This is a genomic window from Peteryoungia algae, from assembly GCF_030369675.1.
Lineage (GTDB): Bacteria > Pseudomonadota > Alphaproteobacteria > Rhizobiales > Rhizobiaceae > Allorhizobium > Allorhizobium algae.
In genome coordinates this window covers 2,540,853-2,565,037 of record NZ_CP128477.1, presented here as the reverse complement: position 1 = coordinate 2,565,037, position 24,185 = coordinate 2,540,853, and the positions used below count along the sequence as shown (strand labels likewise).

Below are 24,185 nucleotides of genomic sequence, written 5' to 3'. Positions count from 1 at the left end.
AAGGGAACAAGGGGCCGGCGGCCCTTTTCACTCTGCCGCGACGCCGGACGGCTCAATAGGCTGCTCGATAGATCGCCAACACATCTTCGACGGCCATGTCGGCAGGATTGTTGTCCATCAGTCGGCGATTGGCGTGGGCCTCTGCCGCGTAGCCTGCCAGAGCATCCTCGTCCGCGCCGTGCCGAGAGAGCTGCATCTCGATGTCGAGTTCGGTGCAGAAACGGCAGGCGTTTTCGAGCAGGGCGTCGCGTGATCCGGCGCTGAAGCCGAGTGCTTCGGCCACTTCCGCCGTCTTGTCCTGAACCGCAGGCTGGTTGAAAGCGAGCACATGCGGGAAGACGATTGCGTTGGCCAGGCCATGTGGCAGGCCAAGGCGCGTGCCGAGCGGATAGGCGATGGCGTGACCAGCCGCCGTGTTGACCGGGCCCAGACAGATGCCGCCATAGTATGAGGCGAGCATCATGGCTTCGCGGGCTTCGGTGTCCGAGCCATCCTTGACGGCGCGGGCGAGATATTTGCCGACCAGGCGGAAGCCCATGCGGGCAAAGCCATCGATCATCGGATGGGCGCGCTTGTTGGTGAAGGCCTCGACGCAATGGGCCATGGCATCGACGCCAGTGGCAGCCGTGACGGCCGGCGGCACAGTGAAAGTCAATTGCGGATCGAGGACCGCGATATCGGCAATCATGTGGGGGCTCTCGACCGCAATCTTGTTCCCCTTCACTGGATCGGTGATCAGCGAACGGATGCCGGCTTCCGAGCCCGTGCCGGCCGTCGTCGCCACCTGAACGAGCCGGGTGTTGCGGCCGTTGACCTTGTTGGGCCCCGCGACGTCGATGAGTGTCTGTTCGCTGTCCCAGAGGACCGCGACAAGCTTGGCGACGTCAAGCACGGAGCCGCCGCCGAGGCCGACGACGACCTGAGGTCTGACCCGGCGCGCCACCGCAAGCGCCGCTTCAAGGGTCGCCACATCCGGTTCTCCGGGAATGGCGTCGAAGACCTCGATCTTGCCGGATAGGCTCAGGCGATCAATGAAACCTGCTGTGATCGGTGTCGCGATGACCAAGGCAGATGTGGCGTCGGAGACGAGGCTGCCGACCTCACCGATCGTGCCTGCACCGACGATGAGGCGGCGCGGCTGGTGGAGGGTGATGGATGCGGTCATCGGTGTCATCCTTGCTTGACCTTGCCGGCGACCAGCTTGCGGGCATAGGCAATGGCCGAATTCATGTTGCCGTGATTGGCAATGCCCTTGCCGGCGATGTCGAAGGCGGTGCCGTGGTCGACAGAGGTGCGGTCGATTGGCAGTTCGACGGAGACGTTCACCGCCGTGTCGAAGGCAACCAGCTTGATCGGGATATGGCCCTGATCGTGATACTGGGCGACGACAAGATCAAAGGCGCCGGAATAGGCCCGGTAGAAGACCGTGTCGGCCGAGATCGGTCCGAGCACATCGATGCCTTCGGCGCGGGCGGCTGCGACTGCGGGCGCGATCTGATCGTCATCTTCCGTGCCGAAAAGACCGTTCTCGCCGCAATGCGGATTGACGCCGGCAACCGCGATACGCGGTTTCTCGTAGCCGATGCGCTTGAGATGATCATTGCCGGCCTTGATGGTTGCCAGAACGCGTTCGGTGGTCGCCCGGCGGATAGCTTCCTGAAGCGAGACGTGGGTCGAGACGTGAATGACCTTCAGGCGTTCGGAGGCAAGCAGCATGTAGGCCGCCCTGGACCCCGTCAGGCTGCGCAGCATGCCCGTATGGCCGTCATAATGGTGGCCGGCGAGGTTCAGCGCTTCCTTGTTGATCGGGGCGGTAACGATGCAGCCGATCTTTCCGGCTTCGGCATCGCGAACGGCTCTTTCGATGAAGCGGAAGGCCGCGTCGCCGGCGACCGGGCTGAGTGTGCCCCAGGGAAGCGGGGCGCCCTCAATCTCGATGTCGACAACATAAGGCGTGAGGTCCAGATCGACCTTCAGTGCCTTTCGTGCCGCTTCGAGGGTTGCCAGATTGCCGTAGATCCGGGTCGCTGTGCGATCCTCGGCCGACATTTCGGCCAGAGCCCGGACCGAGATCTCGGGCCCGACGCCGCAGGGATCGCCCATGGTGATGCCGATAGTGCCGCTCATGTCATGCTCCGTCTTCGGGACGATCCCAGCCGGGGGCGAGCCGGACGTATTTGATCGCGCGTCTGTGATAGGTATAGGCGATGTGAAGGGATCCGTCCGGTTCGGCCAGGAGCCATGGATAGGACATTTCCTTGTTTCGTCCATCGGTGGAATCGTTCGACAGGCAGGTTCCCGGTCCATCCTCGATCAGGATGCGATGAGGGAACGTGCGACCGCCGTCGTGCGAGATGCAAACGGAAACAGGCGCGCGCGGCACGCCCCAGATGGGGGTGCAGCCGCCGGTCGGGTCCGCCTCCGGCCTGTCGTCCTGTTCTCCGAGTTCATCATAGAGAGAGGTTCGACGGTCAGGGGAGGCCGCGGCATTGACAGGATTGCAGATGATCGCAATGCGGTCGTTACTGAGCGTGATTGCTGCAATCGAGGAGTTGTTGTTCGGCAGGTCTGTCGGTGCCGGGATGCTCCAGGTCTGACCTTCATCGCTGCTCTCGGTGCGGTAGACGAAGTCTGCCTGGCGACGGCGGAAAAAGGCGGCCATGTTGTCTTCGCCAAGGGTTACAGGAGACATGTGCACGCAGCCGATCGACCGGGGGAGCTCGTCGAGCGCCCAGGTCACGCCAGAGTCCTTGCTGATGCCGATGGCTGCGGTGTCATGGCTGCCATTCCACTTTTGCCCCGGGCGCGGGATGCAGCGGAAAATGGGGAGAAGCCATGCGCCATCTTCGCGGATCATGACCGGCGCGCGCACGAAGCAGCCCTGGGGCAGGTCGAGATAGCGCCCTTCCGCAGCGGTCAACCGCGTCGGGTCGGCGGCATCCGTCTTAATCTCCGCCATCCTGATCCGGCATTCATCTTGGTTTCCCGAAGGCTGCGACGTGTGAAGCAGGAGCAGACGACCGTCAGGTGCCTGGAACAGGACGGGGTTCTGCTCGGAATGGTCAGGGTCGGAGCTCAGCCGTTGCGGCGGTCCCCAGGCTGATGCGCCCTCTGGCAACACGGAAGCATAGATCGAAATGTCGGATTTTCCTTCGAGCGATCCGCCGAACCAGGCGCAGATCAGGCTTCCGTTCGCCTGCCTGTGGAGGAAGGATGCGTGGTTCTGGACCATCGGGGATGGAAGCAGCGCCTCGATCCGGCCCGCATCTTTCGCGGTGAGTGCGCCGGTCATGCGCCGGGCGATGTCATCAGGTGTCATGGAACGCTCCTCTTGACCTCCGAAATCTGCCATTTCTACAAAGTTGTCAAGTTTGTTTATGTCGTAAAATTGGTTACCTGTGAAAATTAAATAATCTAACAAGCTGAAAATAAATAGTAAATAATGACGTCGTCGCATGGCGAATTTTTACATTGGAAAATCATTTGACAAAAACGGGTGGAAGTTGGATGGTTTGGGCATGCCGACGTGGAGGTCGGCCGGGGAGGGTGTCATGCAGGTAGAAGGGAGGCGCGAGCGGGTTTCCGCAGCAGAGCTCTTCGCGACCGGGGCGGCGGCGGTGCTGGCCGCGTCCGGCGTCGGGAACTTGCATGTCCACGGAAGTGCCGTGCTCGCTGCAGGGCTGGCCGGATTTTCCGGTGCGATGATCATTGTCGGCACGTCTCAGTCCGGCTTTGCGCCGGCTATCGGGCTCGGTCTTGTCGGCGCGCTTCTGCAAGCCGGTATCCACTTGATCCTGAAATCGATGACGCGTGGCGTTGCGACCTCGACCCTGGTCGTCTGGAGCTTGTCGCTGGCCGTGCCGATCTCGTTATCGCTCGCTGTGGCCTTCTTCGCCATGCCGGGAAACTGGGAGCTGGCGCTGCTCGCCCTTCAGAGCGTGGTCGGTACCAGCTGCATGGGCCTCATGACGCATGCCCTGTCGATTGCTCCCGCAAGCGTCGTCGCGCCGATCGATTTTCTGCGCCTACCTCTCGTGGCACTCGGCGGTTCTGCCTTGTTCAACGAAAGCATTGCTCTGACCACTGTGGTCGGAGCGATCCCGATCTGTCTCGCCGCGCTCATGGCTGGGCGCCCGCAAGGCGTGAAAGCTTCAAACTGAATTCATCTGGGAGGAGAATGGAAATGAGAAAGACTGCATTGCTGTGTGCCCTGGTCATGGGCACCACCCTTTCCCCGGCTTATGCCGGCTCTGGGCCGATCAAGGTGGTGTTGCCGGAAGAGGCCGATCTGCTTGAGCCCTGCATGGCGACGCGTTCGAACATCGGCCGCATCATCATGGAAAACGTCAGCGAGACGCTGACCGAGCTCGATGTGCGCGGCGGCACCGGCGTCCAGCCGCGCCTTGCCGAGAAGTGGGAGCAGAATGCCGATGGCAGCTGGCGTTTTCATCTGCGCCAGGGTGTGACGTTCTCCGACGGCAGCACCTTTGATGCCAAGGACGTCAAGCACAGCTTTGACCGCATCATGAGTGACAAGAACAGCTGCGAATCCCGACGCTACTTCGGCGGCATGACCGTGACACCGACGGTCGTCGATGACTACACCGTCGATTTCAAGGCCGATCCGGTGCAGCCGATCCTGCCGTTGCTTCTGTCGCTCGTCACCATTGTGCCCGAGGAGACACCTCTGGAATTCGTCCGCGAACCGGTTGGCACAGGCCCCTACAAGCTGAGCAACTGGACACCTGGGCAGCAGATTGTCCTCACGAGCCGCGACGATTACTGGGGCGCAAAGCCCGAGGTGACCGAAGCCACCTATCTGTTCCGCGCTGACCCTGCCGTACGCGCAGCCATGGTTCAGGCGGGCGAGGCAGATCTGTCGCCGTCGATCTCGCAGGTCGAAGCCACCAATCCGGCGACCGACTTCTCTTACCTCGACAGCGAAACCGTCTATCTGCGCATTGACCACAATATCGAGCCGCTGAACGACGTCCGTGTTCGCCGGGCACTCAACCTTGCTGTCGATCGCGAAGCCTTCCTCGGGACCCTGCTGCCGGACAGCGCACTGCTCGCCACGGCCATCGTGCCCCCGCCGACGCTCGGCTGGAATCCGGACGTGAAGGTGCCCGCTTACGACCCTGATGCTGCCAAGAAGCTGATCGAGGAGGCGAAGTCGGACGGCGTGAAGGTCGATACGCCGATCACCATCGTCGCCCGTTCGGCAAACTTCCCGAACGTCACCGAAATCATGGAGGCGATCCAGCAGCAGCTGCAGGAGGTCGGGTTCAAGATCGATCTGAAGTTCGTCGAAGTGGCCGAACACGAGCAGTATTATTCGAAGCCCTTTGCAGAAGGCCGGGGCCCTCGGATCGTCGCTGCCATGCACGACAATTCGAAAGGTGATCCGTCCTTCTCGATGTTCTTCAAATACGCGACGGACGGCACCCAGTCGGGCTTCTCCGACCCGAAGGTGGACGATCTGATCACGCGCGCCTCTGCTGCCGTCGGTGACGAACGGGCAAAGCTCTGGTCGGAATTGATCGCCTATCTGCATGACGAAGTGGTCGCAGATGTGCTTCTCTTCCACATGGTCGGCTTCTCGCGGGTTTCCGAGCGACTGGATTTCAAGCCGACGATGGCGACGAATTCCATGCTCCAGCTCTCCGAGATCAAGATCAAGTAATCGTCGGGCGGCACGCGCCGTCCTGTTCACTGCAAGTCCTGCGGCGGGATGATCCCGCCGCACCGCTTTCTTCGAGGACGCCATGCTGAGCTTCATCCGAAAACGCGCTGTGGCCAGTCTGATCTCCCTGATCGGGCTCGTGGTCATGGTCTTCTTCCTTTCCAGACTGACAGGCGATCCGGCGGCCCTCTTCCTGCCGGTGGAAGCCTCGGAGGAGATGAAGAACCAGTTCCGGGAACTGCATGGTCTCAATGATCCCCTGCTCGTGCAGTTCAGCCGCTACGTCGGCGATGTCATGACAGGAGACCTCGGCGAATCCCTGCGCAAGGCGCGCCCGGCACTGGACGTCGTGCTTGAGGCTTTCGTCTGGACCCTGTGGCTCGCGGTCATCACCATGAGCCTCGTGACGGTTGCAGCCATCGTTGTCGGCTCGCTGGCCGCTTTCCGGGCCGGCGGCTTCTTCGATCGCTTTTCCTCGATCGTGTCCCTCGTCGGGGCCTCGGTTCCCGATTTCTGGCTGGCGATCGTTGCCATAGTCGTTTTTGCCGTAAACCTCGCCTGGCTGCCGACTTCGGGGACCGGTTCGATCTGGCACTGGATCCTGCCGATATCAGTGCTTTTCGTCCGCCCCTTTGGCATTATCGTTCAGGTCGTGCGGGGTTCGATGATCACCGCGCTCTCCTCGGCCTATGTGAAGACTGCGCGGGCCAAGGGTGTGAAATCCACCCCGATCATCTTCATTCATGCGCTGCGCAATGCCATGCTGCCCGTCATCACCGTGATCGGTGATCAGGCCGCGAGCCTGCTTAACGGCGCCGTCATCATCGAGACCATTTTCGGCTTTCCCGGTGTCGGCAAGCTGATGATCGATTCCATCCTGCAGCGCGACTTCAACGTCGTGCTTGCCGCGATCCTTGTCACGGCGCTCGCCATCTTCCTCATGAACCTGCTGATCGACCTCGCCTATGCGCTGCTTGATCCGCGCATCCGGAACTGAGGAGGACACGATGTCCATCGACGCCACCGTCATCATCGACGAGCCTCCCTTCTTCAAACGCATGTTCCGCATGCTGCTCGCCGACAAGTTCGCGCTTTGCGCCGCGATCTTTCTTCTCATCATCCTGGTGATGGCCGTCATTGGCCCCAGCTGGCTTGGTGATCTTGCCACCAAGCAGAACCTGCGTGGCAGAAATGCAGCGCCCTTCGATTTCGAGAGGGCATGGGTCTGGTGGATGGGGGCTGACGCGCTCGGTCGGCCGCTCTTGGCCCGCATCATCGTGGCTACCCAGAACACCGTGATGGTCGCGGCCGGTGCCGTGCTGATTTCGGCTGTCGTCGGGACGGTTCTGGGCCTGATCGCCGGCTTTACCACGCCGCGCGTCAGCCAGATCATCATGCGTCTCGCAGACGTCATCATGTCATTTCCGTCGCTGCTTATCGCTGTAATCGTCCTCTATATCCTGGGGTCTTCGATCCTCAATCTGATGATGGTGCTCGCGATCACCCGGATCCCGGTCTATTTGCGCACCACACGCGCGGAGGTGCTGGAAATCCGCGAACGCATGTTCGTGCAGGCGGCACGTGTCATGGGTGCATCGAGCAAGCGCATCCTGTTCCGGCACATCCTGCCGGTGGTTCTCCCGACCCTGACCACGCTCGCCACACTCGACTTTGCCTATGTGATGCTTGCCGAAAGTGCCTTGTCCTTCCTCGGCATCGGCATCCAGCCGCCGGAGATCACCTGGGGCCTGATGATCAGCCAGGGGCGCCAATATCTCACCAATGCCTGGTGGCTTTCCTTCTGGCCGGGGCTCGCGATCATCCTCACGACGATGTCGCTGAACCTTCTGTCCAACTGGCTGCGGATTGCGCTCGATCCGGTGCAGCGCTGGCGCCTGGAAATGAAAGGGGCCAAGCATGGCTGACCATCTTCTCGAAGTCCGCAACCTCTCGGTCGAATTTCATACCGCGGTTGGCGTGGTGAAGGCCGTACGCGACATGTCGTATCATCTGGATCGCGGCGAGACGCTGGCGATCCTCGGCGAAAGCGGGTCGGGCAAGTCGGTGTCGGCTTCGGCGATCATGGACCTCATAGACATGCCGCCCGGTCGCATCTCCTCGGGTGAGATCCTGCTTGATGGTGTCGACCTGCTGACGATGCCCCTGTCGGAGCGCCGCGAAATCAACGGTCGCAAGATTGCGATGATCTTCCAGGATCCGCTCAGCCATCTCAATCCGGTCTACACCGTCGGCTGGCAGATCCGGGAGGCCCTCACCACCCATGGGACAGAGCGCGCGAAGGCGCAGGCCGAGGCGCTCCGGCTTCTCGGACGCGTCGGCATTCCCGACCCCGCGCATGCGCTCGACAAATATCCGCACGAGTTCTCCGGCGGTCAGCGTCAGCGTGTCATGATCGCCATGGCGCTCGCCCTGCGTCCCGACCTTCTGATCGCGGATGAGCCGACAACCGCGCTCGATGTCACCGTGCAGGCCGAGGTGCTGGCGCTTCTCAAGGAGTTGCAGCGCGAGACCGGAATGGCCGTCCTTATCATCACGCACGATCTCGGCGTAGTGGCCGAGATCGCGGACCGTGTCGTGGTGATGGAGAAGGGCGTTCTGGTCGAGGCCGGCATGGTGCGTGAGGTCTACAAGAACCCGCGGCATGCCTATACGAAAAAGCTGATCGCTGCAGCGCCCGGCAAGGGCGAGATGCATGAACCGCTGAAGGGTAAAGAACCGGTCTTGCGTGTGCGGGACGTGCATAAGAACTATGGTGCCTTCACGGCGTTGAAGGGTGTATCCTTCGACCTTCTGGCCGGCGAGACTCTTGCCATTGTTGGCGAAAGCGGTTCGGGCAAATCGACGCTCGCCCGCATCCTGCTCAGGCTCGACGAACCGGATTCGGGCACCGCGCTGTGGAAGGGCAGGGACTTGTTCCAGCTGTCGCCGGCGGAGCTTTACAAGCTCAGGCGCGACCTGCAGATGGTCTTCCAGGACCCCACCCAGTCGCTCAATCCACGCATGACCGTCTACCAGCTCATTTCAGAAGCCTGGGTCATCCACCCCGATATCTTGCCCAAGGCGAAGTGGCGGGACCGGGTTGCCGAACTGCTGACCCAGGTGGGCTTGGGGCCTGAGCATATGGGTCGCTACCCGCACCAGTTTTCCGGCGGACAGCGCCAGCGCATCGCGATTGCTCGGGCGCTTGCGCTCGAGCCGCAGCTGATCATCTGCGACGAGGCCGTATCCGCGCTCGACGTGTCGGTCCAGGCGCAGGTCATCGCGCTTCTCGACGGGCTGCGAAAGACGATGGGCATCGCCTTCATCTTCATCGCGCATGATTTGCCCGTGGTGCGCGACTTCGCGGATCACGTCATGGTCATGCAGAAGGGCGAGGTCGTCGAGCTTGGGACCGTGCGCGAAATCTTCGACACACCGCAGAAGCCTTATACCCAGGCGCTGCTCGCTGCCGGGCTCGATCCCGATCCAGATGTGCAGGCGCAGAACCGCGCTGCCCGTCTGAGCCGCGCCTCCTAACCTTTAGAATTACCGGAGAATACCCATGTCGAAAAAGGCCTTCGTCGCGCTCGTCACCTGCTTCAACGAGGACGAGACGATCAATTACGAAGCCACACGTGCGCAAGTCCGCCGTCAGGTCGCGGCTGGCAACAACATCATGTGTGCCGGCACCAATGGTGATTTCTCGGCGCTGACCTTTGAGGAAAAGGTGACGCTTGCCGAAGCGGTGGTCGACGAAGTCGGCGGGCGCGTCGACGTGATCGTCAATGCCGGCATGCCTGCGACCTTCGAGACGATCAAGCTCGCGAAGGAATTTGACCGTATTGGCGTGACGGCCATCGCCGTCATCACGCCCTTCTTCATCGCCTGCACCCAGGACGGCCTTGTCAGGCATTTCTCGACGGTTGCGGATGCGGTAAAGACGCCGATCTATCTCTATGACATTCCGGCCCGCACGCAGAACCACATCGAGCCGGAGACGGCGCGCAAGCTTGCGTCCCATGGCAACATCGCCGGCATCAAGGACTCGGGTGGTGCCAAGGAGACACTGGAAGCCTATCTCGCCGTGTCTCGCGACATGCCGGGCTTCGATGTCTATTCCGGTCCTGATCATCTCGTGCTCTGGGCGCTGCAGAACGGCGCTGCGGGCTGCATTTCCGGTCTCGGCAATGCCCTGCCCGATGTGCTGGCCGGTATCCTGAGGGGCTACAATAGCGGCGATCTCACCGAGGCCGAGCGCCAGCAGGCGGTCTTTGCCGCCTTTCGCACGGATCTCTACGCCCTTGGTTTCGCTCCGGCCATGGTCAAGCGGGCGCTTTACCTGCAGGATGCGACAGTCGGCGCCAGTCGGCAGCCGGCGCTGCTGCCGGATCCGGAGCAGGACGCGAAGATTGCGGAGATCCTGCGCCGATATGGTGTTGTCGCCAGGGGCTGATCGGCAGTCCTCGCTGACTGCGCCTCAATCCGCCTGGTCGTGCCGGTATCGCGGTCGTTTCAGTCGTGTGTCTGTTCCGTAACACGGTTGGGCATTGGCCTCGCCGTGCTCTCCGGACAGAGCCGGGAACGGGTCAGCGTGCCGCTGGCCGGCTGATGAACCGATCATCGCTCATCAGGCGATGGGTTCCAGTGTCACGTCGCGGGGCCGGTGGACAACCCTTCATCGTTCTGTTCGATCGCGCAGCGCGTCGACGAGACGAGCAATGGCATCGTCGTTTGGAAAGATGTCGACGACCTCACTCATCCTGATCGTTCACCATAGGCTTCGAGATGTTGCGGATTATCTGTCGAGCCGCAATCATCAGGGGCTTGTGGATGGGCTTGAGCAGTTCGATGCGGTCGAATTTGTCGGGCTGAGCCGCCAGAGAATGGCGGAGCGCTGCTCCGAATTCTCGTCGCAGTTCGGTGCCGATGTTGAATTTGCAGATCGTCGTGCTCTTTGCCAGGCGGGCGCGTTGTGCGACGGGAACCCCCGATCCTCCATGAATGACGAGCGGAACGCTGGTACGCTCGGAAATCTCAGCAATGCGATCCTCATCAAGGCCTTTATCGACCCCGATCTGAAGATGGACATTGCCGACCGAAATGGCCATGGCATCGACGCCCGTCTCGCGCGCGAAGATCTCGGCTTCTGCCGGCTCAGTCCCCTTCGATCCTGCGCCTCCCGCATATCCGACAAAGCCAATCTCGCCTTCGCATGAGACCCCGGCAGCGTGTGCCATGGCCACAATGGAGCGGGTTTGCGCGATATTATCCTCCAGAGAAAGCTTCGATCCGTCGAACATGACCGAGGTGAAGCCGCAACGAATTGCTTCTTCGCATTCGGCACGTGTGTAGGCATGATCCAGATGCAGCACGACCGGCACGCTGACGCTTTCGGCGAGCCAACGCATCATCGCCCCCAGTACCGGGAGCGGGGTATGCGCCCGGCATCCGGGTCCTGCCTGAAGGATCACGGGACACGCTTCCGCCTCGGCCGCCTGGGCATAGGCGCGCATGTCTTCCCAGCCGAGGCAGACCAGTCCGGCGACGGCATAGCCGCCTTGCAAGGCGGGCTGGAGGGCTTCGGCCAGGGTGGCGACGGTCATTTGAACCTCGCCACCATGTCCATGATGCCCGGAATGGTCTTCAACTGATCGGCATGTGTGGGCTGGAAATACTGCTTCAGGCTGCGCTGGCTGAGGCCACCGAGGACGGTGAAATAGTACATCTCGTAACCCGGCAGCACGCAGCACGGGTGGTAACCCTTGTCGAGCACGATCGTCGATCCGTCGACGACGTGGTAGGCGTCACCCGGTTCGTTGTCGACACGTTGCAGCATCTGCAGACCGGAGCCATGGTTGGGCTTGAAGCGGAAATTGTAGGTCTCATCGTGCCGGGTCTCCTCCGGCAGCCGGTCGGTGTCGTGCTTGTGGCTGGGAAAGCCCGACCAGCCACCAGTGCCGACGGTGTAGAGTTCGCTGACCAGCAAACGACCGACCCGGTCGTGGTAGGCGCTTCCAAGAACATGCTTGATCTTGCGGTGGGTCTTGGTCTCGTCCGAGCCGTACTGGACCACGTCCAGATCCTGGGCGCGCACGGCGAAAGGCTTGAGCGTCTCGGCAAATTTCGCCCCCGCCACGAAGACCTCCGCCGTTTCGCTCCGGCAAGTGATGCGGGCAGCGACATCGGTCGGGACATAGACGCCTTCCGGATCGCCATCCCAGACGTCGGTGACGCGGGTGCCGATGTCGGCGAATGTCTCTCCGGCGCATTCCACAGTTACTGTGCCGGTGGCGGGAACGATGCAGGTCTCGTAACCGGCGAGCCGGTAGTCGAACGTCTCTCCGCGCCTGAGCTTGACGATGTTGAAATAGTTCAGCGGAACCAGCTTGTGGTCTATGCCGACGATCGGCTCGTTGCGATTGTCATAGGGCGGAATGTGCATGAAGGGGCTCTCCGTTTCAGTCGACCAGTTCAGGGCCGAGATGCGAGGCAAGGAACGCGTCAAGTTCCAGGCGGGTCGGCATGGCCGGGGCGCAGCCTGGCCTCGAGACGACGATGGACGCGCAGGCCGATCCGCGCAGGACCGCTTCCGTCAACTCACGGCCGTCAGCAAGGCTCGACAGCAGGCCGGCCATGAAGCTGTCTCCGGCACCGGTCGGCTTGAGCGCCTGGACCTTGTAGATTCCGGTCCGGGTTTCGGTCTGGCCGACCAGGGTGATCGCCCCGCGATGGCCCATCTTGTAGACCACCATGGCAGCACTCGTGCGCGCCAGGTCGCGGGCCATGTCCAGGCCGCGGTCGATGCCGCCGGCCATGAAGCCAAACTCCTCCTCGTTGCCGACGATGATGTCGGCAAGCGCACCCGCTTCCGACAGGACCGAACTTGCGACCTCCGGCGAGGGCCAGGAATAGGGCCGGTAGTCGACATCGAAGATCACCGGCATGCCGGCGGCCCTTGCCCGCTTGAACCCGTGGAAGGCCGCGCTCCGTGACGGCTCGGCGGCGAACACCGTGCCCGCCGCGATCACCGCGCCATAGGGCGCCAGGTCGACCGCGTCCATGTCGGCGGCATCCATCTCGAAGTCGGCGGCGCCATTGCGGTAGATGACGCTCTGGTGCCCTTCCAGTCGCGATTCATAGATGGCGAAGGAATTGCGGCGCTCAGAGGCACCGGGACCGGAGACCGGGTGGACGTGATCGGCACTGACGCCGTATCGCCGCAGTCTGGCGACGCAATAGCGGCCGACAGCATCGTCGGAGACGCGGGTGGCGAGCGCGGCCACTCCGCCCAGCTTGACGAGCCCCACGGCGATGTTGGCGGCCGAGCCGCCGATGTCGACGCGCAGCAGTTCAGCGTCCTCGATGGCCGTGCCTGGCGGTTCCGGGAAAGTATCCATGCCTACGCGGCCGACGACGAGAAAGCTGTTGCGTCCGATGCCGGACAATACCCGGTCCATCATACGCCCTTCCTCTGACGATGGCGGCTGTCTTCGACCTTCCTGTGGGCGTCGAGAACGCGCTCACTTCCAGAGACCTGCGGCGTGCCGACCTCCCACCAGGTATGTCCCTCCTGCGTCCAGCCCTCGTAGGGGTCGACCTTCATCACGATGACACTGGTGCGGCTGCTGGCCTTGGCCGCCTTGAAGGCGTTGCCCAGTTCCTCCGGGCTGGTCACGGAGACGGCCTCGGCGCCCATGGCGGCTGCATGGGCCTCGAAGTCCACCGTGAACGGGGCGGGAATGGTCGGGCAATCGGCGATCAGGTTGTTGAAGCTGTCGCCTCCCATGTTGTTCTGCAGCTTGTTGATGACGGCGTAGCCGCCATTGTCCAGCACCAGGATGATCAGCTTCTTGCCGGTCAGCGCCGCGGAGTAGATGTCGGAATTCATCAGCAGGTAGGAGCCGTCGCCGACGAAGACGATCGTGTCCCGGTCCGGTTCACGTTCCGACTGGGCGATGCGCGCACCCCATCCCCCGGCAATCTCGTAGCCCATGCACGAGAAGCCGAACTCGACGTCCACCGTTCCGACCTCCAGCGTGCGCCAGTTGGCCGTCAGTTCCGCGGGCAGTCCACCCGCCGCAGCAACAACGCGGTCGCGCTTGTCGCACAGTGCGTTCACGACGCCGATCGCCTGAGCATAGGAGTTGGGCCGGTTGCCGGGCGCCACGTTCGTCGCGACATAGGCGTTCCACGCCTTGCGCTCGCCCGCGGCGGCTTCGACCCATGTGCCGGGCGCCCGATAGGTGCCGAGCGCCTCGCCAAGCGCGAGCAGGCCGAGTTTCGCGTCGCCGACGACCGGCAGCGACAGATGCTTCATCGCGTCGTGACGGGCCGCGTTCAGGCCGATGATGCGGGCGTCATGAGCAAAGGCAGTCCAGGAGCCTGTCGTGAAATCCTGCATGCGGGTGCCGACAGCCAGAATGACATCGGCTTTCTCGGCAATGGCGTTGGCGCTGTTCGAACCGGTGACGCCGAGCGGGCCGATGTTGAGCTCATGATCGTTGAGGAGGTTCGCGCGCCCGGCAATGGTTTCGACGACGGGGATGCCGTGACGCTCGGCGAAGGCGGTGAGCTCGGCCACGGCCTGGGAATATTGCACGCCGCCGCCGGCGATGATCATCGGCCGCTGTGCCGTCTTCAGCAGCGCGGCGGCGTCGGCGATCTCGGCGACGTCAGGGGTCTGGCGGCGAATCCGGTGGATGCGCTTGTCGAACAGGGAGACCGGGTAGTCGTAGGCCCAGCCCTGAACATCCTGCGGAAGTCCGATGAAGGCCGGGCCGCAGTCGGCCGGATCGAGCATGGTGGCGATTGCCGCCGGCAGCGCCTGGATGATCTGCGCGGGGTGGGTGATCCGGTCCCAGTAGCGCGTGACGGACTTGAACGCGTCGTTGACGCCGAGCGTCGGGTTGTTGAAGTGTTCGAGCTGCTGCAGGACCGGATCCGGCAGCCGGGTGACGAAGCTGTCGCCGCACAGCATCAGCATCGGCAGCCGGTTGGCATGCGCCAGTGCGGCGGCCGTCAGGAGATTGGCGGTGCCTGGTCCGGCCGAGGCGGTGCAGAACATGAAGCGCTGGCGCAGGTGGTACTTGGCATAGGCGGCGGCGGCGAAGCCCATGCTCTGCTCGTTCTGGCCGCGATAGAGCGGCAGCTCGTCGCGAACGGCATAGAGGGCTTCGCCGAGGCACGGCACATTGCCGTGGCCGAAAATGCCGAATCCGCCGCCGCACAACCTTGTCTCCCGCCCGTCGATCACGACGTACTGGTTCACCAGGAAGCGCACGATCGCCTGCGCGGTCGTCAGGCGTACGGTTTCTACGGGCTTGGTCATGTCTCTCCCTCGACCGGCTATCTTTTTTTGGCTAGCCGACACATTTAGGCCGTTGATTAAAGCTTGAACCCACGTTACCAATTTTGCAACCGCTTGCAAAAAGTTTTTTTGGCGGATGGGAGGGAAGCATGACCGAGATCGGAATCGGCATCATTGGCGGCGGCTATATGGGCAAGGCCCACGCGGTCGCCTATGCGGCCGTGCGTGCCGTGTTCAACACCGAGCTTCGGCCGCGCCTGGAGATGGTCGCCGCCTCGAGCCCCGATACGGCGGAGCGCTATCGGGCCGCCTACGGCTTTTCGCGGGCGACGGCAAACTGGCAGGAACTGGTCGATGACCCGATGGTTCAGGCCGTCGTCATCGCGGCGCCGCAGTCGCAGCATCGCGCGATCGCCGAAGCGGCTTTCGCGCGCGGCAAACCGGTGTTCTGCGAAAAACCGCTGGGCGCATCGCTGGCCGACAGCCAGGCCATGGTCGAGGCGGCGGATAAGGCGGGTGCCGTCAACCTGGTCGGCTTCAACTACATCCGCACGCCGGCAACGCAATTTGCAAGGCAGCTGATCGAGGATGGGGCGATCGGCCGAGTGACCTGGTTCCGGGGCGAGCACACCGAGGACTTCCTGGCTGATCCGCTGGCGCCGGCCACCTGGCGGACCGAGGGCGTGTCCAATGGCACGATGGGCGATCTCGCCCCGCACATGATCAATTGTGCCTTGACCCTGCTCGGCCCTATCGCGTCGCTCAGCGCAGAGATCGAGACCGTTCACAAGGAGCGCCCATCGCCGGAGGGTATGCGCGCGGTCACCAACGACGACCAGGCGCATCTCATGTGCCGCTTCGAGAGCGGCGTGATGGGTCACCTCTTTTTCAGCCGCGTGGCGACCGGGCGGAAGATGGGATACGCCTACGAGGTGCACGGCACCAAGGGCGCGATCCGCTTCGATCAGGAAGATCAGAACGCGCTCTGGCTCTATCTCGCCGAAGGGCCGGCCGCACAGCGTGGGTTTCGCAAGATCCTGACAGGCCCCGAACATCCCGACTACCAGCCGTTCTGCCAGGGGCCGGGCCACGGCACCGGCTACCAGGACCAGATCATCATCGAGGCTCGCGACTTTCTTGAGGCTATCGCCACAGGAAAGTCGGCCTGGCCTTCCTTCAAAGACGGCATGATCGTCAATCAGATCGTCGCCGCCGCCCTGCACTCTGCCGCCGAAAAACGGTGGGTTGCCATCTCATCGATCTAGAAAAGGAAACTGTCCGATGACGATCCGTATCGGAAATGCCCCGTGCTCGTGGGGCGTCGAATTTGCCAGCGACCCGCGCAATCCCAGCTGGCAGACGGTGCTGAAGGAATGCGCGCAGGCCGGCTACAAGGGCATTGAACTGGGGCCGGTCGGCTTCATGCCGGAAGACCCGGCGGTGCTGGCCGAGGCCCTTGACGAGCACGATCTTGAGCTCATCGGTGGCGTCGTGTTCCGGCCGTTTCATGATCCGGCCCAGTGGGACGACGTGCTTGACGCGTCCGTGCGCACCTGCAAGGCGCTGGTCGCGCATGGTGCCCGGCATCTCGTGCTGATCGACAGCATCTCGCCGCGGCGTGCGCCGACAGCGGGGCGTGCCGGCGAGGCCGAGCAGATGGGGCCGGATGAATGGCGGGCCTTCCGCGACCGCATCGCCCACGTCGCGCGGCTGGGCGCGGAGGAGTTCGGCCTGACGGTTGGCATCCACGCCCATGCCGCCGGCTTCATCGATTTCGAGCCGGAACTGGAGCGACTGCTTGATGAGGTCGATCCGTCCGTGCTGAAGATCTGCTTCGACACGGGCCATCACACCTATGCAGGCTTCGATCCCGTGGCGTTCATGAAGCGCCACGCCGGACGAATTTCATACATGCATTTCAAGGATATAGACACTGTCGTCTGCGCCGATGTGGTGGCCAATCGCACTGGCTTCTACGATGCCTGCGGCCAGGGGATCTTCTGCAATCTCGGCAAGGGCAGCGTCGATTTCTCGGCGGTACGCGACGTTTTGGTCGATCATGGCTTCGAAGGCTGGTGCACCGTCGAGCAGGATTGCGATCCGACGCTCGGAGGCAGGCCGGTGGTCGATGCAATTGCCAACCGCGAATATCTCGAATCAATCGGGTTCAAGTGAGGAGCGCTGACATGAAGAAGCTGAAATGGGGCATGATCGGTGGCGGGGAGGGCAGTCAGATCGGCCCGGCTCATCGGCTCGGCGCCCAGGCCGATGGCCTGTTCGCCCTGACCGCGGCGGCGCTGGACGTCAATCCGGAGAAGGGACGCGAATATGCGCAGCGCCTGGGCTGTGCCGCCGACCGGGCCTATGGCGACTGGACGGAAATGCTGGCCGGCGAGCGCGGCCGTGACGACCGCGTCGATCTCGTTACGGTAGCCACACCGAACTCCACCCATTTCGAGATCACCAAGGCCTTCCTTGAGGCCGGATTCAACGTCCTTTGCGAAAAGCCGATGACGATGACGGTCGAGGAAGGCGAGGAGATCGTACGTGTGGCGCGGGCAAGCGGCCGAATCTGCGCCGTCAATTACTGCTACAGCGCCTATCCGATGGTGCGCGAGATGCGGCACATGGTGGCGAGCGGCCAGATCGGCAAGGTGCGGCTCGTCATTACCAATTTCAGCCATGGCCACCATGGCAATGCAGCCGATGCCGACAATCCGCGCGTGCGCTGGCGCTACGACCCGGCAATGGCGGGCATTTCCGGCCAATTTGCCGACTGCGGCATCCATGCCCTGCACATGGCATCGTTCATCACCGGTGACGAGGTGCGCTCGCTGTCGGCGGACTTTGCCTCCACCATCGATAGCCGTACGCTGGAAGACGATGCGATGGTCAATTTCCGCATGGAGGGCGGCACCGTCGGGCGGCTATGGACCTCGTCGGTCGCCATTGGCCGCCAGCACGGTTTCGACATTCAGGTCTTCGGTGAGACCGGCGGCATGCGCTGGGCGTCAGAGCAGCCGAACCAAGTGTATTACACTCCGGTCGGCGGTCGGACGCAGATCATGGAAAAGGGCGAGTCCGGCCTGTCGGACGAGGCGACCCGCCTCAGCCGCGTCGCGATCGCCCATCCGGAAGGCTTCCCGCTGGCCGTCGCCAATATCTATGTCGATCTGGCGGCTGCCATTGCCGGGGAAAACCGGGCGGCGCTGCCGAGCGCTGCGGACGGGCTGCGCTCGATGGCGGCCGTGCACGCTGCGGTGGACTCGGCCGGGCGCGGCGGTGTCTGGGTCGATGCTCGGCCAACGATGTTTCGCTGAGGATCCGCTAGGGCAGGGGGCGCAAGGTCTTGCGCTCCACCAGCCGGCACGGGAAAATGCGGGCTTCGGGGTGGCGCTCGGAGTCCTCCATCAGTGACACGACCAGTTCGATCGATGACTGGATGATCTCCTTCACCGGCAGATGGATGGTCGTCAGGGCGATGTTTTCCCAGCCGGCAATCTGCATATTGTTGAGCCCGATAATCCCGACGTCGTCGGGAATGGCAAGGCCGCCGTCCTTCAGCGCGCTCATTGCGCCGATCGACAGCACGTCGTCGCCGCAGAAATAGGCCTCGGCCAGATCTCCCGCCGCCATCAGGCGCTGCATTTCCGCCCGCCCCGCCTCGAAGGAATAGGCGCTTGCAAAGGATTCGGTGTAGCGCATGGCGGGATGCGCGCGGATCGCCTCGTGGAATCCCGCGCGCCTGTCGATCGTCGATGTCGCCTGCTCCGGTCCGCCAAGAAAAGCCACCCGCCTGTAGCCGCGCTGGATCAGCGTGTCTGCAGCGATACGGCCGCCAGTGACGTTGTCGATCCCGACCACATTGACGTTGGGGGACGAAGACCAGCGCCCGAAGGAGTGAACCACAGGCATGCCGGCGTTCTTGAACGCCTCGGCAAAATGCGGGGGAAGGGTGGATGAGGCCACGATCACCCCGTCGACAGAGTATTGTCGAAGCATCCGCAGCGACTGCGCCGGGTCGATCTCGTTCGAGAGGTTGACCAGCAGTGGCCGAAGCCCGCGCTCCTGCAGGTGCCGGGTGAACAGGTCGAAGACCTGCAGGAAGATCGGATTGTGAAAGTTGTTTGAGACGAGGCCGATCAGCTTGGTGCGCCCGGTGCTCAGGGCGGAGGCCAGGGCGCTTGGCGTGTAGCCCAGTTCGCGCGCCGCCTTTTCAACCTTGTGTCGGGTCTTCTGCGAGACCGAGGCGCCCTCGGTGAAAGTGCGCGATACCGCGGAGGGCGAAACGCCGGCGCGGGCAGCCACATCGTTCAAGGTCACCGGCAAGTCATTGTCTCCATCCGAGTCGTTTGCTTGGGGTCTCATCCGGTCTGTATCATGGCCGCAGGGGCAATACAATTTTTGCAAGCGGTTGCAAAATTCCGCAAGATGTGGTTCCCTAATGTGGCGGGACGGTCAAGGGAACAGGATTGCCGCCCCGCGAGGATATTTACCCGGGAGGAACACCATGAAATCCGTGATGAAGACACTTCTGGCGACGGTGACCGTCGCACTGACCCCGCTGATGGCTGTCTCGACGGCCCAAGCCGAGGGCGAAACCTATGTGCTTGTCAGCCACGCGCCAGACAGCGACACCTGGTGGAACACCATCAAGAACGGCATTGCGCTGGCCGGCAAGCAGGTCGGAGCGAACGTCGAATACCGCAATCCGCCGACCGGCGATATTGCCGACATGGCCCGCATCATCGAGCAGGCTGCGGCCTCGGCGCCGGACGGCATTATCACCACACTCGCAGACTTCGATGTGCTCAAGGGGCCTATCAGGGCCGCCGTCGACCAGGGCATTGATGTCATCATCATGAACACAGGGACCCCGGACCAGGCGCGCGAAGTGGGTGCGCTGATGTATGTGGGGCAGCCGGAATACGATGCCGGCGTCGCCGCCGGCATGCGAGCGAAGAGCGAGGGCGTGACAAAGTTCCTTTGTGTCAACCACGCCATCCAGCAACCGACTGTCGGCGAACGCTGCCGCGGCTACGCCGACGGCCTCGGCATCGATCTCGGCAATTCCATGATGGATTCCGGCACCGACCCGGCGGAAATCAAGAACAAGGTGCTTGCCTATCTTTCCGCCAATCCGGACGTGAACGGGATCCTGACGCTCGGGCCGGTCTCCGCCGATCCGACCATCGCGGCGCTCAAGGAAAACGGGATGGCCGGCGCCGTCCACTTCGGCACCTTCGACCTCGGCGAAGAAATCGTCAAAGCGATCAAGGACGGCGTGATCAACTGGGGCATCGACCAGCAGCCGTTCCTGCAGGCCTACATGCCCGTCGTGATCCTCGCCAACTGGGATCGCTACGGCGTGCTGCCGGGCAACAACATCAACTCCGGCCCGGGCTTCGTGACCAAGGACGGTCTCGTCAAGGTCGAGAAGTTCGCCGGCGAGTATCGCTGATCCCGACGGTCTGAGGATCGTTCTGGCGCGTGCACACGCCTTGGGCGTGTGGACCGCCTTGGCTGCGGCTTGCCCTTGCAGGGCGCGGCCACTTCCATCAATCGACGAGTGAAACTGGGGACAGGCCATGTCTGACGCCACACAAGGCGACGCCGTCATCGACGAGCGCATCAAAGAAATGTCGGCATTTCGCCGCTGGCTGATCCGGCCGGAACTGGGCGGGATCTGCGGAACCATCATCGTTTTTGCCGTTTTTGCCGTTTTTGCTTCCGGCAGCGGCATGTTCTCAGGCCAGGGCATCCTCAACTGGGGACTGGTCTCGGCCCAGTTCATGATCATCGCGGTTGGCGCCTGCCTGCTCATGATCGCCGGCGAGTTCGACCTGTCGGTCGGCTCCATGATCGGTTTCGCGGGCATGATGATCGCGATCTTCGGCGTGGTACTGGCCTGGCCGATGTGGATCGTCATCATCGTCACGTTTGTGATCTGTGTCCTCATCGGTGCCCTCAATGGCTACATCGTCATTCGCACCGGACTTCCCAGCTTTATTGTGACACTTGCCTCTCTCTTCATCCTACGCGGGTTCACCATTTACCTGCCGCAAACGATCGAGCGTAAAACCATCATCGGCGGCATACGCGATGCGGCTGAAGGCGATTGGCTCGCGACGGTCTTCGGCGGAAAAATCGGGGCGCCGCTGTTTCAATGGCTGGGCGATGCCGGCATCCTCACCGTCTTTGATCGTGGCACCAATATTGGCAAGCCCGTGGTTGATGGCATTCCGATGCTGGTCGTCTGGGCTCTCGCGCTCATCATTTTCGGCCATGTTCTCCTGACCCGAACCCGGTTCGGCAACTGGATCTTCGCTGCCGGTGGCGACGCAGAGGCGGCCCGCAATTCCGGCGTGCCGGTGGCTCGGGTCAAGGTCCTGATGTTCATGTTCACGGCCTTCTGCGCGACCGTCTTCGCCACCTGCCAGGTCATGGAATTCGGATCCGCAGGTGCCGATCGCGGCCTGCTGAAAGAATTCGAGGCCATTATTGCCGTTGTCATCGGCGGAGCCTTGCTGACCGGCGGTTATGGTTCGGTCATCGGTGCGGCACTCGGAGCGCTGATCTTCGGCGTCGTGCAACAGGGCCTGTTCTTTGCTGGCGTGGAGAGTTCCTTGTTTCGCGTCTTCCTCGGGTGCATCCTGCTCATGGCAGTGATCCTGAACACTTATATCCGCCGTGTCATTACGGGAGAACGCTGATGTCCGATCCCATCATCCGGATGATGAATATCGAAAAGCACTTTGGCTCCGTCATCGCGCTGGCCGGCGTTACGGTGGAAGTATATGCCGGTGAATGTCATTGTCTGCTCGGCGATAACGGTGCTGGCAAATCCACCTTCATCAAGACCATGTCAGGTGTCCACAAACCGACCAAAGGACAGATCGAGTTTGAAGGGCAGCCCCTGCAGTTCGATGACCCGCGTGACGCCATCGCCGCTGGTATCGCAACGGTGCACCAGCATTTGGCGATGATCCCGCTGATGTCCGTGGCCCGCAATTTCTTCATGGGCAATGAACCAGTCAAGAAGGTGCTGGGCATCAACTTCTTCGACCACGCTTATGCCGATCGGGTGACCATGGAGGAAATGCGCAACATGGGCATCAGCCTGCGCGGTCCCAACCAGGCAGTCGGCACGCTGTCTGGCGGTGAACGGCAGACCGTAGCCATCGCAAGGGCGGTGCATTTTGGCGCAAAGGTACTGATCCTCGATGAGCCGACGTCAGCGCTTGGCGTTCGCCAAACCGCCAACGTCCTCGCGACCATCGACAAGGTTCGCAAGCAGGGGATCGGCGTGGTCTTCATCACCCACAACGTCCGCCATGCGCTCGCCGTGGGTGACCGCTTCACGGTTCTCAACCGCGGCCGCACACTTGGTACGGCTTTGCGAGGCGACATCTCTTCAGAAGAGCTTCAGGACATGATGGCCGGCGGTCAGGAATTGGCGACGCTCGAAGGTTCCCTCGGCGGGACCGTTTGACGGCATGGGGAGAGGTGGTGGTTCGGACGGACGGGGCGGGTACAAATCCAACCCGCTCGGCGTGCCTGAACCATCACCATCCTCCAGCTGCTGCTGAAATCTGCTGTACTGATCCGGTTCAGGCGCGATAGGCGCGGCGACCAGATGTGCAAGAGCCGGCTGCTGGAAGCCTCCGGCTTCCTGGTGTCAGTGACGCGGATGATCGTTCGTCCAACACAAAAAGTTGTGGCGGCGATATCGGAAGCCCACTCCCGGAGCATGTTCCTCAGCTTGAGGGGGGGCTTGCCGCCGGTGCCGAACGGTCAAGCCAAGCTCACTATCTCCGCCCACCATTGTCTCCCTGGGGTTTCACTGTTCCGAGAAGGCGCGCGACATGCTGTCGGTTATGGGCTTTGCGATGTAGTTGAAGAAGGTTCTTTCGTTGGTCTGGATCATCACTTCCGCCGGCATGCCGGGGGTCGGTGTGAAGCCGTGCACACGCGCCAGCTCAGTGGGCGCAATGTTGATCCGGGCGAGGTAGACGTCGTTTGAGGAGGCTGATCCGTTTCCCGATTGCTGAAGCGCGTCGGCGGAGAGATAGAAGACCTCCCCCTGGATCACAGGCGTCGTTCTCTGGTTCAGTGCGACCAGCCGAACGGTTGCTTCCTGCCCGAGCTTGACGCTGTCAATATCATTGCGCGAAATCTGTGCCTCGATGATCAGCGGTACATCAGCCGGCAGGATCTCAAGGATTGCCTTGCCGCTTTCGATGACACCGCCATTGGTGTGATAGTGGATCCGAACGACGGTCCCGGAAACCGGTGCATTGATTGTTGCGCGCTCCAGGATGTTGGACGCCTCCCGCAGCTGCTGTCGCACCATGTCACGCTCGCCCTGTATGGCCTGCAGGCGCTCCAATGCGTCTTCCCGATAGGCACTTGTGGCGCGCAGCACCTCCTGCTCGCCTTTCGTTCGCTGTGTCTGGGTCTCGGCGATTTCCGCCTCCAGTCTTCCGATCTGACCTTCCGCCTCGGCAATCGCCCGGAGAATGGCCTTGACCTCGTTTGCGCGTGCAACACCCTTCTTCAGCAGGATCTCCTTTGCCGCATATTCATCCTTCAGGAGATCGAGCTGACGGATCGATGCATCGCGCTGCCTCGTATAGCCAATCTCACGGAATTCGAGCGCCCTGATATTCTGCTGCAGCAGGGAGATCTCGCTGGACAGCTTTTGTTGTTGGGATCTGAAGCTGAGTTGTTGGCTGACAAGGATCGCCCAGACATCGGTATCGCCGCGGTATTCTTTCACCAAGGAGGAGAGATCGAGCTTTTCCATGGTCTCGAATTGAGCGGTCAACCGCGCTGCGGTCACATCGAGTCGCATATGGCGCAGAAAAAGTTCGCGCTTCTTCGCCAGCGCCGCAGTCTCGTCCAGTTGCACGAGAGCCTGCCCTTCGACCACCTCGTCACCCTCGCTGACGAGAATCTGCTCGATGATGCCACCTTCCAGATGCTGCAGGATCTTGTTCTGGCCGGTGGCGACGAAGCTGCCCTGGGCAAGGACCGCGGCGGCAAGCGGCGCTGTCGATGCCCATGTGCCAAAACCGCCGAAGGCGACGGCCACGAGAACGAGGCCGACAATCGTCTGCTTGCGGATCGATCGTGGCACTTCGGAATACCACTCGATGTCGTGGACCTTGGCGATGTCTGCCATGCGCGTCGCCT

Annotated in this window: 21 protein-coding genes and 1 pseudogene; 12 read left to right on the top strand and 10 right to left on the bottom strand. The window is 62.3% G+C overall.

Features of this window, described 5'->3' with window-relative positions; genetic code table 11:
* Positions 1-52: 52 nt before the first annotated feature.
* From QTL56_RS12215 to QTL56_RS12205, 3 genes are read right to left on the bottom strand one after another with little or no spacing between them, the layout of a single operon-like run.
* Complete coding sequence (locus tag QTL56_RS12215; protein ID WP_245137902.1) at positions 53-1,165, bottom strand: iron-containing alcohol dehydrogenase; 1,113 nt, start codon at positions 1,163-1,165, stop codon at positions 53-55.
* A 5-nt stretch (positions 1,166-1,170) separates the two neighbouring features.
* Positions 1,171-2,127 (bottom strand): 4-hydroxythreonine-4-phosphate dehydrogenase PdxA, encoded by a 957-nt coding sequence (gene pdxA, locus QTL56_RS12210; protein ID WP_245137901.1) that lies wholly within the window; start codon positions 2,125-2,127, stop codon positions 1,171-1,173.
* 1 nt (position 2,128) lies between these two features.
* The gene (locus QTL56_RS12205; protein ID WP_245137948.1) at positions 2,129-3,319 is read right to left on the bottom strand and encodes a sialidase family protein; all 1,191 of its coding nucleotides are present in this window, start codon (positions 3,317-3,319) and stop codon (positions 2,129-2,131) included.
* 232 nt (positions 3,320-3,551) lie between these two features.
* On the opposite strand from QTL56_RS12205, the gene QTL56_RS12200 reads away from it, so the two are divergent.
* From QTL56_RS12200 to QTL56_RS12175, 6 genes are all read left to right on the top strand, one after another.
* A complete protein-coding gene (locus QTL56_RS12200; protein ID WP_245137900.1) occupies positions 3,552-4,160 on the top strand; it encodes an EamA family transporter in 609 nt (202 codons plus the stop codon).
* A gap of 23 nt (positions 4,161-4,183) precedes the next feature.
* The gene (locus tag QTL56_RS12195) at positions 4,184-5,683 is read left to right on the top strand and encodes an ABC transporter substrate-binding protein (RefSeq protein WP_229576168.1); all 1,500 of its coding nucleotides are present in this window, start codon (positions 4,184-4,186) and stop codon (positions 5,681-5,683) included.
* 82 nt (positions 5,684-5,765) lie between these two features.
* Positions 5,766-6,680, top strand: a complete 915-nt coding sequence (locus QTL56_RS12190; protein ID WP_245137899.1) for an ABC transporter permease — start codon at positions 5,766-5,768, stop codon at positions 6,678-6,680.
* A 10-nt stretch (positions 6,681-6,690) separates the two neighbouring features.
* A complete protein-coding gene (locus tag QTL56_RS12185; RefSeq protein ID WP_245137898.1) occupies positions 6,691-7,608 on the top strand; it encodes an ABC transporter permease in 918 nt (305 codons plus the stop codon).
* Positions 7,601-9,220 (top strand): ABC transporter ATP-binding protein, encoded by a 1,620-nt coding sequence (locus QTL56_RS12180; protein ID WP_245137897.1) that lies wholly within the window; start codon positions 7,601-7,603, stop codon positions 9,218-9,220. Before QTL56_RS12185 ends, QTL56_RS12180 begins: the two co-directional genes overlap by 8 nt.
* Positions 9,221-9,245: 25 nt before the next feature.
* A complete protein-coding gene (locus QTL56_RS12175) occupies positions 9,246-10,136 on the top strand; it encodes a dihydrodipicolinate synthase family protein (protein WP_245137896.1) in 891 nt (296 codons plus the stop codon).
* A gap of 133 nt (positions 10,137-10,269) precedes the next feature.
* Here the strand turns inward: QTL56_RS12175 and QTL56_RS20940 are convergent.
* The 5 genes and pseudogenes from QTL56_RS20940 to iolD form a co-directional block, all read right to left on the bottom strand.
* Positions 10,270-10,445: pseudogene (locus QTL56_RS20940) on the bottom strand (IS256 family transposase); the annotation flags it as partial.
* Positions 10,435-11,286: a class II fructose-bisphosphate aldolase gene (locus tag QTL56_RS12170; RefSeq protein WP_245137895.1), complete on the bottom strand. Its 852-nt coding sequence runs from the start codon at positions 11,284-11,286 to the stop codon at positions 10,435-10,437. The gene QTL56_RS12170 and the pseudogene QTL56_RS20940, both read right to left, overlap by 11 nt.
* Positions 11,283-12,125 (bottom strand): 5-deoxy-glucuronate isomerase, encoded by an 843-nt coding sequence (locus QTL56_RS12165; RefSeq protein WP_229576162.1) that lies wholly within the window; start codon positions 12,123-12,125, stop codon positions 11,283-11,285. The genes QTL56_RS12170 and QTL56_RS12165 overlap by 4 nt, the downstream gene beginning before the upstream one ends.
* Before the next feature lie 16 nt (positions 12,126-12,141).
* Positions 12,142-13,143, bottom strand: coding sequence for a PfkB family carbohydrate kinase (locus QTL56_RS12160; RefSeq protein ID WP_229576161.1), 1,002 nt, complete (start codon positions 13,141-13,143; stop codon positions 12,142-12,144).
* Positions 13,140-15,011, bottom strand: coding sequence for a 3D-(3,5/4)-trihydroxycyclohexane-1,2-dione acylhydrolase (decyclizing) (gene iolD / locus QTL56_RS12155; RefSeq protein WP_245137894.1), 1,872 nt, complete (start codon positions 15,009-15,011; stop codon positions 13,140-13,142). Before iolD ends, QTL56_RS12160 begins: the two co-directional genes overlap by 4 nt.
* Positions 15,012-15,139: 128 nt before the next feature.
* Here iolD and QTL56_RS12150 point away from each other — a divergent pair, with 128 nt between their 5' ends.
* From QTL56_RS12150 to QTL56_RS12140, 3 genes are read left to right on the top strand one after another with little or no spacing between them, the layout of a single operon-like run.
* A complete protein-coding gene (locus tag QTL56_RS12150) occupies positions 15,140-16,255 on the top strand; it encodes a Gfo/Idh/MocA family protein (protein ID WP_245137893.1) in 1,116 nt (371 codons plus the stop codon).
* A 16-nt stretch (positions 16,256-16,271) separates the two neighbouring features.
* Positions 16,272-17,165, top strand: a complete 894-nt coding sequence (locus tag QTL56_RS12145) for a TIM barrel protein (RefSeq protein ID WP_245137892.1) — start codon at positions 16,272-16,274, stop codon at positions 17,163-17,165.
* Positions 17,166-17,176: 11 nt separating this feature from the next.
* On the top strand, positions 17,177-18,310 hold the full coding sequence (locus QTL56_RS12140; RefSeq protein WP_245137891.1) for a Gfo/Idh/MocA family protein: 1,134 nt from the start codon (positions 17,177-17,179) through the stop codon (positions 18,308-18,310).
* Positions 18,311-18,317: 7 nt separating this feature from the next.
* On the opposite strand, the gene QTL56_RS12135 is transcribed toward QTL56_RS12140, so the two are convergent.
* Complete coding sequence (locus QTL56_RS12135) at positions 18,318-19,313, bottom strand: LacI family DNA-binding transcriptional regulator (RefSeq protein ID WP_229576156.1); 996 nt, start codon at positions 19,311-19,313, stop codon at positions 18,318-18,320.
* A gap of 187 nt (positions 19,314-19,500) precedes the next feature.
* Between QTL56_RS12135 and QTL56_RS12130 the strand changes: the two genes are divergently transcribed.
* The 3 genes from QTL56_RS12130 to QTL56_RS12120 all read left to right on the top strand — a co-directional run bounded on the left by QTL56_RS12130 (position 19,501) and on the right by QTL56_RS12120 (position 22,482).
* Positions 19,501-20,451 carry a sugar ABC transporter substrate-binding protein gene (locus QTL56_RS12130; RefSeq protein ID WP_229576155.1) on the top strand — a complete coding sequence of 317 codons (951 nt, stop codon included), beginning with the start codon at positions 19,501-19,503 and terminating at the stop codon, positions 20,449-20,451.
* Between the two features lie 127 nt (positions 20,452-20,578).
* On the top strand, positions 20,579-21,703 hold the full coding sequence (locus tag QTL56_RS12125) for an ABC transporter permease (RefSeq protein WP_229576154.1): 1,125 nt from the start codon (positions 20,579-20,581) through the stop codon (positions 21,701-21,703).
* Positions 21,703-22,482, top strand: coding sequence for an ATP-binding cassette domain-containing protein (locus QTL56_RS12120; protein WP_229576153.1), 780 nt, complete (start codon positions 21,703-21,705; stop codon positions 22,480-22,482). Before QTL56_RS12125 ends, QTL56_RS12120 begins: the two co-directional genes overlap by 1 nt.
* Positions 22,483-22,830: 348 nt before the next feature.
* On the opposite strand, the gene QTL56_RS12115 is transcribed toward QTL56_RS12120, so the two are convergent.
* Positions 22,831-24,174, bottom strand: coding sequence for an HlyD family type I secretion periplasmic adaptor subunit (locus QTL56_RS12115; protein ID WP_245137889.1), 1,344 nt, complete (start codon positions 24,172-24,174; stop codon positions 22,831-22,833).
* Positions 24,175-24,185: the final 11 nt, after the last annotated feature.